13 protein-coding genes are annotated in these 13906 nt (G+C 40.5%); all 13 read right to left on the minus strand.

What is annotated here, in order from left to right; translation table 11 throughout:
- Window position 1: 1 nt before the first annotated feature.
- Entirely contained in the window at window positions 2-172 is a 171-nt protein-coding gene (locus HWX15_RS10060; RefSeq protein ID WP_254867371.1) for a hypothetical protein, read from the minus strand.
- A gap of 95 nt (window positions 173-267) precedes the next feature.
- Complete coding sequence (locus tag HWX15_RS08425) at window positions 268-2016, minus strand: ABC transporter ATP-binding protein (protein ID WP_175880840.1); 1749 nt, start codon at window positions 2014-2016, stop codon at window positions 268-270.
- Between the two features lies 1 nt (window position 2017).
- Window positions 2018-3742 (minus strand): ABC transporter ATP-binding protein, encoded by a 1725-nt coding sequence (locus HWX15_RS08430; RefSeq protein WP_175880841.1) that lies wholly within the window; start codon window positions 3740-3742, stop codon window positions 2018-2020.
- A 60-nt stretch (window positions 3743-3802) separates the two neighbouring features.
- Entirely contained in the window at window positions 3803-4741 is a 939-nt protein-coding gene (msrB, locus tag HWX15_RS08435; RefSeq protein ID WP_175880842.1) for a peptide-methionine (R)-S-oxide reductase MsrB, read from the minus strand.
- Window positions 4742-4801: 60 nt separating this feature from the next.
- Window positions 4802-4924, minus strand: a complete 123-nt coding sequence (locus HWX15_RS10205; protein WP_303048056.1) for a hypothetical protein — start codon at window positions 4922-4924, stop codon at window positions 4802-4804.
- A gap of 75 nt (window positions 4925-4999) precedes the next feature.
- Entirely contained in the window at window positions 5000-5869 is an 870-nt protein-coding gene (gene thrB, locus HWX15_RS08440) for a homoserine kinase (protein ID WP_175880843.1), read from the minus strand.
- 1 nt (window position 5870) lies between these two features.
- Window positions 5871-7157, minus strand: coding sequence for a homoserine dehydrogenase (locus HWX15_RS08445; protein WP_175880844.1), 1287 nt, complete (start codon window positions 7155-7157; stop codon window positions 5871-5873).
- A 150-nt stretch (window positions 7158-7307) separates the two neighbouring features.
- Entirely contained in the window at window positions 7308-8045 is a 738-nt protein-coding gene (gene mecA / locus HWX15_RS08450; RefSeq protein ID WP_175880845.1) for an adaptor protein MecA, read from the minus strand.
- Between the two features lie 316 nt (window positions 8046-8361).
- Window positions 8362-9396 carry a teichoic acid biosynthesis protein TarQ gene (gene tarQ / locus HWX15_RS08455; RefSeq protein ID WP_175880846.1) on the minus strand — a complete coding sequence of 345 codons (1035 nt, stop codon included), beginning with the start codon at window positions 9394-9396 and terminating at the stop codon, window positions 8362-8364.
- Window positions 9389-10858 carry an O-antigen polysaccharide polymerase Wzy family protein gene (locus HWX15_RS08460; protein ID WP_175880847.1) on the minus strand — a complete coding sequence of 490 codons (1470 nt, stop codon included), beginning with the start codon at window positions 10856-10858 and terminating at the stop codon, window positions 9389-9391. The genes tarQ and HWX15_RS08460 overlap by 8 nt, the downstream gene beginning before the upstream one ends.
- Before the next feature lie 15 nt (window positions 10859-10873).
- Entirely contained in the window at window positions 10874-11860 is a 987-nt protein-coding gene (locus HWX15_RS08465; RefSeq protein ID WP_175880848.1) for a glycosyltransferase family 2 protein, read from the minus strand.
- A gap of 1 nt (window position 11861) precedes the next feature.
- Window positions 11862-12965 carry a glycosyltransferase gene (locus HWX15_RS08470; protein ID WP_175880849.1) on the minus strand — a complete coding sequence of 368 codons (1104 nt, stop codon included), beginning with the start codon at window positions 12963-12965 and terminating at the stop codon, window positions 11862-11864.
- Window positions 12955-13800, minus strand: a complete 846-nt coding sequence (locus HWX15_RS08475; RefSeq protein WP_175880850.1) for a LicD family protein — start codon at window positions 13798-13800, stop codon at window positions 12955-12957. The genes HWX15_RS08470 and HWX15_RS08475 overlap by 11 nt, the downstream gene beginning before the upstream one ends.
- Window positions 13801-13906 lie beyond the last annotated feature (106 nt).

Raw genomic sequence — 13906 nt, forward strand, 5'->3', positions numbered from 1 at the left:
TCTAGGTTCCTTTTCTAAAAGACAATTTATACTCTTCTAAAATCTCTTCAAACCACATCAGCTTCACCTTGCCGTATGTATGGTTACTAACTTCGTCAGTTCTATCTACAACCTCAAAGCAGTGCTTTGAACAACCTACGGCTAACTTCCTAGTTTGTTCTTTGATTTTCATGGAGTATTACAGTGAACAATTTTTCTAGCTATTGTAACAAAAAAGTCACCCGAAGGCAACTTTTTTTATCTATAAGAGTTCGAAATTAGAAAGGCTTATTCAGAGCTAAAAGCTGCAGCTTGCTGCATTTGATAATACTTGCCCTTTCGAGCCATAAGGTCCTGATGGTTCCCATACTCAACAATGTCACCATCCACCAAGACGAGAATCAAATCCGCATCCTGAATGGTAGACAAGCGGTGAGCGATGATAAAGCTAGTACGCCCCTTCATGAGTTTGGCAAAGGCATCCTGTACCAGCACCTCTGTCCGTGTATCGATTGAGGAAGTCGCCTCGTCTAAAATGAGAATCTTTGGAATAGCTAAAAAGACTCGGGCAATGGTCAAGAGCTGAGCTTGACCAACAGAGAGAGGTTCTCCTGCATTTTCCAACTTGGTATCGTATCCCTGCGGCAACTGTTGGATGAAAAAGTCTGCATTGGCTGCTTTGGCAGCAGCAATCACCTGCTCCCGACTGGCTTCAGGATTTCCAAAGGCAATATTATCATGAATAGTTCCTTGCTTGAGCCAGGTTTCTTGGAGCACCATGCCAAACTGCTGGCGTAAAGAGGCACGACTATAATCATAAATGGATTTCCCATCCAGCAAGATATCTCCCGAGCTAATGGGATAAAAACGCATGAGAAGATTGATAAGAGTTGATTTTCCAGCACCTGTCGGACCAACGATAGCCACCTTGCTAGCAGCTGGAATATCAATAGATAAATCCTTAATCAAGATCTTCTCAGGATGGTAGCCAAAAGAAACATGTTTAAAGGAAATAGCTCCCTTGACTTGGTCACTAGTCAAAACTTTCTTACCTGTTTCAGCAACCTCATGACTTTCTAAGACAGCATAGACGCGCTCTGCACAAGCGAGAGCACTTTGCAACTCGGCTAAAACAGAAGAAATATCATTAAAGGGCTTGGTATACTGCTGAACATAGTTCAAAAAAGTCACTAAACGCCCAATGGTCAAGGTGGAACCCATCATGATACGATAAGCACCCACTCCAGCTAAAAGCGCATAAATGAGCGCATTGACAAAGCGAGTCGAAGGATTAACCGTTGAAGAATAAAAGATAGCTGACTGCGAATAACCTGCATAGTTGTCATTAGCCTCACGCAGCCTTTGGATAAATTCTGCCTGAGCATTAAATGACTGGATAATGGTTTGCTGGCTAAGAGATTCTTCAATCAACTGAGTCTGAATCCCCCTGGTCTCTGTTTGCTTCTGGAAGAGATGATAAGAGCGTTTGGCAATAAAGCGTGAAATCACCATAGACAGTGGCGTCAACAGCAAGACCAAGAGGGTCATGAGGAGGTGAATTTGCAGCATGGCTAGAATACTAACCAAAATCATCAAGATGCCAATGAAAAATTGGTTAAAAATCATGGTCAAGCCAGCTGCCAACTGTTCGATGTCCGTGGTTACACGACTAACCATCTCTCCACTACCTTGCCTATCTACAAAGGCAATCGGTAAACGATGGAGCTTATGGATGATTCGCTCCCGTAAATCTCTGGTATAAGAGAAGATTAGACGATTATAGAGGAGAGGATTGGCCCATTGTACCAGAGTATTTCCTATTACCACCAAAATCATTTGAATGAAAATCTGCCAAAAAACTGGTGAAGAACCAGCCACTAGGACCTGGTCAATGACCTGCCCAATCAGAATAGGTAGGTAGATTGATAAGGCAACTTGGGCAATAGTTCCTAGAAAGGCTAGGAAAAGGAGGAAAGGATGACTTGCTAAATCTTTGGCCAAACGTGTGAGTGTTTGATTTGCAGTTTGTCGTCTCATGCTAGTCCTCCTTTCCATTTTGGGATGCATTGATTTCGCGATAGACTTGACTGGATTTCATCAAGTCCTCATGCTTGCCGATAGCTAGGAGCTCACCTTTTTCCAAGAGGAGAATCTGGTCAGCCATCTGTAAAGTCGAGGTTCGTTGAGAGATCAAGATTAAACTTGTATTTGGCAGATTTTCTCGGATAGCTTTCAAGAGCTTAGACTCGGTAATAGTGTCGAGGGCCGAGGTAGCATCATCTAGGATGAGAAACGGAGCCTGGCGCAAGACTGCTCGTGCGATAGACAGCCTTTGTTTTTGACCGCCCGAGAAATTTCGCCCTCCTGCCTCAACTAGGGCATCCAAGAGTCCTTCCTTATCACTGACAAAATCCTTAGCTTGCGCAATTTCTAAGGCCTGCCAGAGTTCTTGGTCCGTTACTTCTTGATGTAAACCTAGAGTCAAGTTGGAACGAATGGTTCCTTTAAAGAGTTCGACCTTTTGAGGTACATAGGCAATCCAAGACCGCCACTGCTCCAAATTAAGAGGACTACGTCCATTTTGATAAAGGTCAATGTTCCCCTTGTCTACTGGATAAAGTCCAAGTAAGAGTTGCACCAAGCTTGATTTACCAGAACCCGTTCCCCCAATAATACCAAGGATTTGCCCTTGCTTCATATCAAAGGAAATGCCTCTCAGAGATGGCTGGGCCGAATCAGGATAGGTAAAAGTCAGCTCTTGGACTTGTAAAACCTGATCACTGGTAGCTTGCTTTTGTTCTAATTCTGAATGGATGTCTTCTGGAGCTTCGGCAAAGACTTCCTCGATTCGCTTGGCTGAGATATAGGACTGGTTGAGGGAATTGATCAGCATGGCGAGCTTAACCAATTCCACCAAGATTTGCAAGAGGTAGTTGATAAGGGCGATGAGGGCACCTTGACTGAGTAAACCTCCTTGAATTGAAATATAGCCCTGCCAGATGATAACGAGGAGGGTTCCATTGACAATCAGATAGGTCAGAGGGGTTAATAAACTGGACCAGAAACCTGTCTTTTCTTGTAATTTGGCATAAACTTGATTAAGGGTTTGAAAAATCTGTAACTCTCGTTTTTCTTGCCCAAAAGCACGAATAACTCGCATGCCTTGTAATTGCTGACGTGTTTCCTGAACCAGTTGATCCGTTTTCTTTCTGAGAACACTGTAGAGAGGATTGACCAACCGAGAAAGGCCTACAATGACGACGGTCAAAATGATAACCATGACCAAGAACCAGAGAGTCAGCTCATCTGAGATTCGATAAGCCATAAAAATGGCACCAAAAACGATAATGGGCGCTCGCAAAAAGAGACGCAGGAATTGATTGATACCAGTCTGAATCTGGTAGGTGTCCGAAGTCAAGCGAGTGACCAAGCTAGAAGTTGTCAAACGGTCTCTGCTGTCCTTGGGCAAGGAAAGAATATGGCGATAGAGGTCACCTGTCAGTTCTTTGGCAAATCCAACCGCAGCCTTAGCCGAGTAGAACTGAGCTACCAAGGCCACTAAAACTCCAATCACTGCAAAGATAAGGAGCAGACCAATCTGCATCCAGAGATGTCCTTGATTTTTCTGGGGCAAGGATTGGTCAACAATCCCAGCAATCACCATGGGAACCAAGAGCTCAAAAACAGCTTCCAACAGCTTGAACAAGGGGGCTAAAATTGATTCCTTAATGTAGGGTTTGAAGTAAGATAATAGGTGTTTCATAAATCCCTTCTATTCGTATTCTGGAAATGAAGAAAGTGGGAAGCACCCACCCTCTCAATTTTATTTGTTTAAGTATGGCAATAGATAGCCATATCCTTCCTCTTCCATCTCATCCTTGGCTACAAAACGCAAGGAAGCCGAATTGATACAGTAACGGAGGCCGCCTAACTCCCGCGGTCCATCTGTGAAAACATGACCCAAGTGAGCATTGCCTGACCGAGAACGAACCTCGATTCGCTCCATTCCATGGCTGAGATCCTTGTAATAATGAATCAATTCCTTGGAAATCGGACGGCTAAAACTTGGCCAACCACAACCTGAGGCAAACTTATCCTTGGCAAAAAAGAGTGGCTCACCCGTCGTGATGTCTACATAAATTCCCTCTTCAAAGGTTTGGTCATAGGCATTGGTAAATGGAGCCTCTGTAGCAGCTTCTTGGGTAACACGATAGGATTCTTCAGTTAAGCTTTCCTTTAACACCTCTTGACTAGGTTTTTCATAATTTGCTGCGTCAATCAATGGCTTCTCAGCATCAGTCACATCAATATGACAGTAACCTGAAGGATTCTTCTTAAGATAGTCTTGGTGATAATCTTCAGCCAGAATGTAGTGGCGAAGTTTATCCACCTCTACTGCAATCTTTCGCCCAAGCATGCGCTCCTGCTCCTGCACCACTGTGTAGATAGCTGGCAAGTCTGCTTCATCCTGGTAATATATACCAGTCCGATACTGACGTCCACGGTCATTCCCTTGTTGATTGATTGATAATGGATCAATAACACGGAAATAATAAAGTAAAATCTCTCTGAGTGACACTGTCTTCTCATCATAAATCACTTGAACCGTTTCTGCATGGTCTGTTTCCTTGAGCAACTGGTAATTGGTCGTTTCGACTTGTCCATTAGCGTAGCCAACACTGGTTGCTAATACACCAGAAATGCGTGAAAAATACTCCTCTAGGCCCCAAAAACAACCACCTGCTAGATAAATTTCTGCCATCTTTATTTCTCCTTTATCACGTTTTTAACTAATATTCTTCGAAAATCTCTTCAAATCACGTCAGCTTACATCTGCAACCTCAAAACAGTATTTTGAGCTAACTTCGTCAGTTCTATCCACAACCTCAAAACAGTGTTTTGAGCAGCCTGCGGCTAGCTTCCTAATTTGCACTTTGATTTTCATTGAGTATAAACTTCTTTTCAAAAAAAGGATAGGAAGCCCTCTGGTCGAGAGTTTCCCCATCCTATCTGCTATTCTTTATTTTGCTTCTACACGGACACCTTGGGTATCAACTTTCAAGTCATGCAGTTTTCCTTTGAAGGGTTGCTTTTCCAATTCTGCCTTAATCATTGGCATCTTATCATGAGAAGCCAAAACCATAACTGTAGGCCCAGCACCAGAGAGGTAGGTTGCATAGGCACCATTTTCTTTGGCCACTTGCTTAATCGTCGCAAATTCTCTCACCAAGTCCTGACGATAGCGCTCGTGGAAGAGGTCTCCCTCGATTGCTTGCCCAGCGGTCACCATGTCTCCTGCCAACAAGGCTGCAACCGCGACATTGGCGATAGAACTAGCTGCAACAGCTTCCTTGTAAGACAATTTCTTAGGCAAGACGCCACGGCTGTCTCGAGTACGCAATTCATAGTTTGGAATGTAGGCTAGAAAATCACATTCTGGGAAGTCTGCTACAATAGCTGAAACTTGTCCATCAACGGAACTTGCAATAACGAGATTACCATAAATGGCTGGAGCCACATTGTCAGGATGTCCTTCAATCTTGGTCGCTAACTGCAATTTTTCATGGTCTGATAAGTTGAGTTGCCCCAATTGGTTGGCTAGTTCAATCCCAGCCACAATAACCGAGCTAGAAGAACCCAAACCACGCGCCAAGGGAACATCACTGTTCATTTTCAAACGTCTTGGTTGCAAGTCTGGCACAATTTGTAAAGCGATTTTGAGCAAGAGATTACGCTCATCATGTGGTATCCATTTGCCAATCTGGTGTTCAATCAACCACTCTTCTCGTTCTTCGCAGATCTCGATTTGAAGATACTTGGTTACAGCTACACCGACAGAGTCAAAACCTGGCCCGATATTGGCACTGGTTGCAGGTACAATAATCTTCATCTTATTCTCCTAGCACCTTGAAGGTATTCAAGAGGTCGAATTCTGAAATCTTCTTCAATTCAGCTGAGACATTTTCAAGCTGGGCTTTATTGATCTTATGTGTAATGATCACAACACGCGCCTTATCACCTTCTTTGCCATCTTGGAGGATTTGCTTGAAGGAAATATCTTGAGCGTTGAAGATTTCAGCCAATTTCAAGACCTGACCTTTTGAGTCTGGAGCCAAGATTGAGAAGTAGTAATTTGCTTTGACATCCTCTGGATTTGCCAAGACCAAGTCACGGCTATATTCGTTGAAGTCTTTGCCAATGGTACCATCATTCAGGCGACGAACGATACGGACAATATCCGCCACCACACTTGTTGCAGTTGGTTTTTGACCAGCACCTGGTCCGTAGTACATAGACTCACCAATACCGATAGATTCTACAAAGACAGCGTTCATCACTCCATTCACACTGGCAAGTGGATGCGCTTTAGGAAGGAAGGTTGGAGTCACTTCTGCAGCAATTCCTGAAGGAGTTTCCTCGATAGAGCCAACCAATTTCACTACATAACCCAAGTCTTGAGCTACAGCTACGTCTTCTGGTGTGATATTGCGGATTCCCTTGTGGGCTACATCATCAAAGGCAACCTTCATGCCAAAGGCAAATTGGCTCAAAATAACCATCTTGTAGGCTGCATCAATCCCATCTACGTCATTTGTCGGATCGCTTTCTGCAAAACCAAGTCTTTGCGCTTCCGCAAGAGCATCATCATAAGACCAGCCTTCTTCCACCATCTTGGTCATCATGAAGTTAGAAGTTCCGTTAACTACTCCAAGCACGCGCGTGATTTTATCAGAAGCCAAGGAATTTGCTAGAGTGCGAAGAATTGGAATCCCACCAGCTACTGCTGCTTCATAGTAAAGTGCTACCTTGTTAGCTTGAGCGATTTCTAACAATTCTGCACCATGGACAGCCAAAAGGTCCTTGTTAGCAGTAACAACGTGTTTGCCAGCCTCCAAGGCACGAGTGATAAAGGTCTTAGCAGGTTCGATACGACCCATCAATTCCACTACGATGGTAATGTCTTGGTCTGATAAAATGTCATCCACATTGGTTACAAAGTTAAAGTCATTTCCTGCTGCAAGTAAGCGATTCTTTTCATCTTCATCCTTGACCAATACCTTAGCAACTTCAATCTCTGAATGTGCTGATTGATTGATTTTTTCTCCATTTTCCTTTAGGAGGAAAGGCACGCCGCTTGCAACGGTACCAAATCCTAGTAAAGCAATTTTAACTGTCATGTTTGTCTCCTCGAAATTTTCTAATATAGCCATTATAACAGAATTTTGTGAAAATTCCTATCATAGTAAATCACTATTTCAGTATAAAAAGAAAAAACGAATCAGACGATTCGCTCTCCTTAAAATCTGAAAATAGCTTTCCAGAAATGATTATCCGATTTTTTGCAGATTGATCACTGCATCGTGATTCATCAAGACTTGGCCATACTCTTGCAAGACTGAGCGACTGATGTCACTATCGTCCGCAAACTCGCGCATACGAGCCAACAGCCAAGCTGGATATGGACTTGGATGATTTTCAATATCCACTAAAATGGTCAAATAATAGCGCTCGTTCATTTTGTAGAGTTCAGAAGTTTCCATCTCAAAAGTCACTGTCTGGGCAAAAGCCACCAAGTCAGCCAACTTAGCAAAAGAAAGGATGTAGTAGATGTAAGGTTCTTTCTTGCTCTCAGCTTCTTGTTCAGCCTGTTCCTGCTCTTCTTCCTTGGTTTCGACTTGCTCTAGAGATTGAATCGCTTCGATATCATCCTTGGTTTTGTCCGCAATGCTTTTTTCCAAGGTTTTGATAAATTCATCTGGCGACATTTGAGCCAATTCTTCCATATCTGGCAAATCCGATAAGTCTTCAAAATCTAGATTTTGGTCAATCTTTGATTTGGTTACAAAAACATCAACCTTATCAGGTTTTGGAGTCACACGGAAGCTCAACATACCTGTATCCAAAAAGCTATCAGGCATCTCTAACTCATCCAAGATAGCATAAAAGAACTCTTCTGTTTTTTCTTGAGGAACGAGAAAGTCAGCAATCTCCATGCCACGATCCATCAAATCCTCTAAAGACATCGTGATTTTCAAAGTTGTATCACTAATTTGTTTCATTTTCATTGCTAGTAACCTCATACTTTCAGTTCTATCTATTATACTAGATTTTTACGATTTTATCAAAAGAAGGCTCCTCTGTCGGGATAGATTTTCCCTAGGGTAACTTCTGTAGAAGACTCTAATACTCTTCGAAAATCTCTTCAAACCACGTCAGCTTTATCTACAACCTCAAAGCGGTGCTTTGAGCAACCTGCGGCTAGCTTCCTAGTTTGCTTTTTGATTTTCATTGAGTATAAAAGAAAATTTCTACAGACAGATAGAAAAAGCCTTCAAAATCAAACTTCTTGTCCGACTTTGAAGACCTGATACATCAGAATGCTTATAATTTAAAAGTTGCTACACCGAGGATAGAACGATTTAAGTTTCTGAGAATTTGAAGACTTTGCTCAAACTTCTTATAACGAGTCACTCCGTACTCTTCAACAAGAAGGACTGTATCTCTTTCCAAAAGCGATGGCACATCTTGTAAATCGACAAAATGCATTCCTTTTAAAGACTCTTGATTTTGTTTCAATTTATCTAGGATAGCTTTGTTTGAGCTAACGATTGTTAATTCTTGTCCAGCATTTTTGTATGACAAGACATCTGCTAGGTTAGCAATTGTTGTAATCTCTGTTACAAAATCAATTTGATACTGAGAAAAATCACCTGCTCTATTGATTGTTGGGTTAAAGAGATAAACCAATACATTTCCCATCACAACCAAAATCACACAGACTACTCCAATAACAGCTAAACGGAGAATCAAATTCTTCACATTCAATCCAAGCGCTGTCTCACCATTTGCATTCAATTCTTTAGAGTTGATGGTTTCCAATTTTTCAATTTTTACATTTGCAAAAGTGTGTTTAAATTTCTCAATCAATCCATCAATTTTTCGCTCTAACAAGTCATTGACATCTTTACTTGGTGTCAAAATTTTCACACCGACCCCTGCATCGTCAATCATATAGTAGACGGTCAATTTTTTCCACCAATAGTCATTCGTTGAATTTTTCAAGGTTGTTTCTGTCGTGTCTAATTCACTGGCAATTTTTTTCAACTCACTGGGTTCTACATCATTGAAAAGATAAGCTCCATTCAAATTCCCATCAATCAATTTCCCATAAAAATCACTATAACCACCAATTTGATGATTCAAAATCGTTTTGGCTGAGTCTTCTGGAGGAGTGATTTTATAGCTAAGATAAGTTGAATAACTTGTTGTGTCTTTGACAGTATTTTTATTCCTAACTGCTTTAATGGTAAATGGTACAGCAATGAGAGCAAATAAAGCGATGAGAGCTAAAATATTTGCTTTTCGTTTTTTGTAAAGATTTGCAAATAAATCAGCTACTGAATAATGTTCAAACATGATTTTTTTCTCCTTTGTTTAGTAGATACTGGTTTTCTTTTGTAAGCATTTTTGCTACAAATATAATCACAAGAACAATTCCCCAGAATTGCATTGTAAATAGATTGAAGAAACTTTCTGAAAAGCTACTTCTTGGCATAAAGAATAAATTATTCAAGATGAGTAGGGACAAGGCAAATAGGATTGTTCTTGAACGATAGGCTACTTGCAGCATGGCTATGAATAACATACCTAGCAAGAGACTAAGTAGAAAGACTCCTATCATACCATAGTCTGTATATAACTCCATGATATAACTACTTCCGATACCATGTCCTTTCAAATATTCCTTGTTCAAAACAAGATAGGATAGATTGTGGGCATAACTATTACTATCAATAGCCAATTCCACACTATTGGTTGTATGCTCAAAGGCTTTTCCTCCGAAAATGGCCCCCAAACTCCCCCTTGCAAAATAATCAATAACAGGACCAAAAGTAAAATTACGGAAATCTCGGTAAGGGAGGCTACTGTTAAATAGAAAACCTCTAGCCAAAACACCAAAACTAGTCCCTTGTTTATAGATAAAGTCAAGTAAGATATCCCAGAAACCTGTATGGGAAACTTGGACATTATCCCGCACATAATTGAGCACTCCCATCGCTAACATGAGAATAGGAGAACCTACAAAAATTGCTAACTTTTCTTTAAACCCAATCCATTTTCCCTTTTCAGTTTGCTCCCGCATAAAGTAATAAACAAAAGCAAATAAAATACTTAAAATAAAGGGATTTCGTGTCCCGATTGCCAAATGAATAGTATTGGCTGCAATAAAGGAGACAAGCACTGCTGTGGCCTGCAATTTCTTTGGCTTGGTTGCCAGATACATACACATTGCGTAGACCGTAAAGGTAGACAAAATGTAGGTAAAATAAGGCAGTTTACTTTCAAAATTTGCATAGTAGGCATAGTAGGAAGTCTGCAAGCGATACAGGAGCCGTTCGAATAACCGAATGAAATAGAAAGGATAGGTGAGAAGAAAAACTCCTAGCGAAACAAAGCGCAACCTCTTGGTATAAACCTCTTTTAGAGAATTTCCTATATTTGGTACTTTTATTTTCTTCCTAGCTATGAAGTAACGAGCCAGGACGCCTCCTGTGGTCAAGCCCAGAATCGAAACCATGACGACTATAAAGGCAAAACGATAGGCTATGGGATGATAGGTATCCAAAGCTCCATCCCTAAAATAATCAATGGTCGGTCTTGATACCAGAAAGACAAAAATAGTTAAATAGAAAATAAAATGGATTAAATAATACTTGATATCATTCCAACAAGCAATTAAGCTACTAACCAGTAAGAACAACAAAGTAGAAAGCAAGCTAACATTGTTATTATTAAACAGATACACAATTCCACTTACTAGCGTCAAGGCATAACTGACTATGGTCAAACTAAATAATAATCGTTTTCCATCAATCACTTGCTCACCCCCGTTCTAATGTAATTTTTTAGATTTTTCAATATTTTTCAGTAATAAGAATCGGTATAAGGAAATGTTTATGAATAGAGCCAGAGCACTAATTCTTCTCCCCTTACGAAAAATTGGATTTCTAGCAATAGCAAGGGCATGGCCTTTTAAAAAGCGATGAATCTGAGAATAGGCTTCAAACTGTTTATACTGATCATCTAGCAACATCTTATCCAGAATAAAGAAGTGGGCATAGGCCAATCTGAAAAAAGCAACCTCTTTCAAATCAGGATAGTTTTTCATAACTTCATTATAAAACTTTTGGTAGATATCAATATAGGCTAAATCCTTCTCTGCATAGGGTTTGGTCGTAATGCTATCCCCTCTATGGAAATAGTAATAATAGGGTTTGGTATTAACCACATACTTCTTGGCCAACTTGATCAAATCAAAATGATAATAGGCATCTTCGTAAATCAATCCCTTTGGAAAGGATAGGGCAGTTGCAATCTCTCTCTTGATTAGCTTATTGCAGATCGTTCCAGGTATTTTTTCACCTATGAGGTATTCCCTTAAAAATGTTTGAGAATCACAGACAAAATAGTCATCCTGATTGGCTGACTGTGGGCTTTCATCATTAGCATAGACATTCATGACACCACAGCTCGAAACATTCGCATCTTCTTGAATTAATTGCTCATATAAGCTCTGAATCATTGCTGGATGGATATAATCATCTGAATCAATAAAAATCAGATAATCTCCGTGAGCCTGTTTCATTCCATCGTTTCGTGCTTGTGACAATCCTTCGTTCTTTTTATGAAGCACTGACACCCTATCATCTTGTTCAGCGATTGAATCACACAAGCGACCACTCTCATCTGTTGCACCATCATCAACAAGAATAATTTCCAGATTTTGATAAGTCTGCTTCTGAATGGAAGCTATCGATTTTTCTAGGTACTGCGCCACATTATAGACTGGCACAATGACACTAATTAATGCAGTTTCCATGCTACTCCTCTAATAGTTTTTCTACTTGTTCGATTTGTTTGGCAATTGTAAATTGTTGAATGAATTGACTAGCCTCATCGACATCAAAGTTTGAGGCAGAAGTCATATAGTTCGTAATTGCCTGAGCTGCCTCTTGATTGCTCTCAATGATTTGTCCAAATCTTCCTTCTTGGGATAGTTCCTCAGCACCTCCAACATCCGTAGAGACAAAAGGGATTCCAAGGCTCAAGGCCTCCACATACACCCCAGGAAAACCTTCTTGTTTAGACATAGACAAGAGAACTTTCATCTGAGATAAATACTGATAAGGATTTTTTTGATAGCCAAGGAAATGTACGTAGTCCTCAAGCTCATACTCTTTGACCCGTTTTTTCAGTTCCTCTTCCATATCACCAGCACCTATAAAGTAAAGGTGATAATTTTTCCCCTCTTGGTGTAATAACCGTATCACTTCCACCACACGGTCAGAACCCTTATTTTCTTCAATCCGTCCGATAGTACAGATACTTTGAGGAGCAATCTCGATATCAATCTTCTCTTGAGATTTTTCTAGGATAGTCTTAAAATCATAACCATTGTAGACCGTCTGTAATTTTGAAGCATAATCTGGGTAGACTTCCTTGATAGAATGGCTGGTCTTTTTTGAGATCCCTACAATGGTATCCGCAGCATCCAACTGGCGTCTATGTGATTTTCTTTTTGAGCTATCCTTAAGAAATTCTTCAATACTTCCATGAATCCAAGAGATTTTCTTGACTTCTCTTCTTTTAGAGAACAACAGTGGTGGATTCATAATGGTAAAGGAAACTTCAACATCATAGTCATCTTTCACAAGCAAGCGCCGAGTCAGTCTTGGAAAATAAATTCTCATTCTCCACAAAAGAGCTCGTAACCATCTGGCTTGGCGATAATCCTGAAAGGATTTTAAAATGCCTACATGTTTAGGAACTGATTCGTATCCCTTGTCAAAATGCTCCATTTCAAGAATATCAATATCATACTTTTCTGGATCCAGATTTGAAACAATGGTAGATAAAATCTTCTCTGCTCCACCTCCGAGAGAAAAAGACCACATAAAAAATAAGATTTTTTTCTTAGCCACCATATTCTCCCTTGTATTCTGTATAAGACTTATCCATATCAGCGATGACAGCATCATGATGCGGTAGCTGCTTGTCTGCTGGTGGTGGCGTCATATAATCCCCAAAAGCAGTACTGAGATAAGCATCATAACCAACTGGAATAGGCATCTCTGTTCCTTCAAATGGCAAGAAAAGATTATCCTCAAAAGATGCGATTAGGTACTTATTTCTCATGTAGCCAGGACCTGAGCATAATTCTGTAATGCCATCACTCTCAGCCAAACCATACTTGGTCATTTCTTTCTCAGCTTTTTTCCAAATGCGATAACGGAGAGATTTTGGAGTCACACCCAGTAAAATGCGACTTCCCCATTTCATAAGTGCACCATGCTTTTCTGGAATAGTTTGGGCACAAAAAAGAGAATAAATCAAGGCCCAGCGAACCTGTTTCTTCCGCTCAGCTGGATTTTTCGGATAATAATCCAAAGGCAAGACATCCAAGGCAAGACCATGTGGCAAATTCAAATCCTGCTGATAAGGCTTGATACAGGTGGTTTCCTTGTCACGAATGGTAATAAAAAGATTACGGTCTACAAAATCTTTGTGACTCTTTGACAAGAAATAACGCTTATCTGCATAGCGAGGCCATAATTCTGCTAGTTTTTCATAATCCTTACGAGGCATAAAAAAGTCTAGGTCGTCATCCCAAGGAATAAAGCCCTTGTTTCGAAGGGCACCAATAGCACCTCCTCCACAGAGGTAACAAAGCAAATCATGTTCTTTACAAAAGGCCACAAAATATTCAGCCATCTCCAGACTACGAGCCTGAATTGCTTTTAAATCAGTCATATTGTTCATTATTCTTTCTATCGTATCGTTTCATTATACCACAAATAGGGGGTGAAAATCTATTGCAGACTGTAAAAAATCAAAGCCTGACTGCTACCCAAATAGCTATCAAACT

Source organism: Streptococcus thalassemiae, assembly GCF_903645285.1.
Taxonomy (GTDB): Bacteria; Bacillota; Bacilli; order Lactobacillales; family Streptococcaceae; genus Streptococcus; species Streptococcus thalassemiae.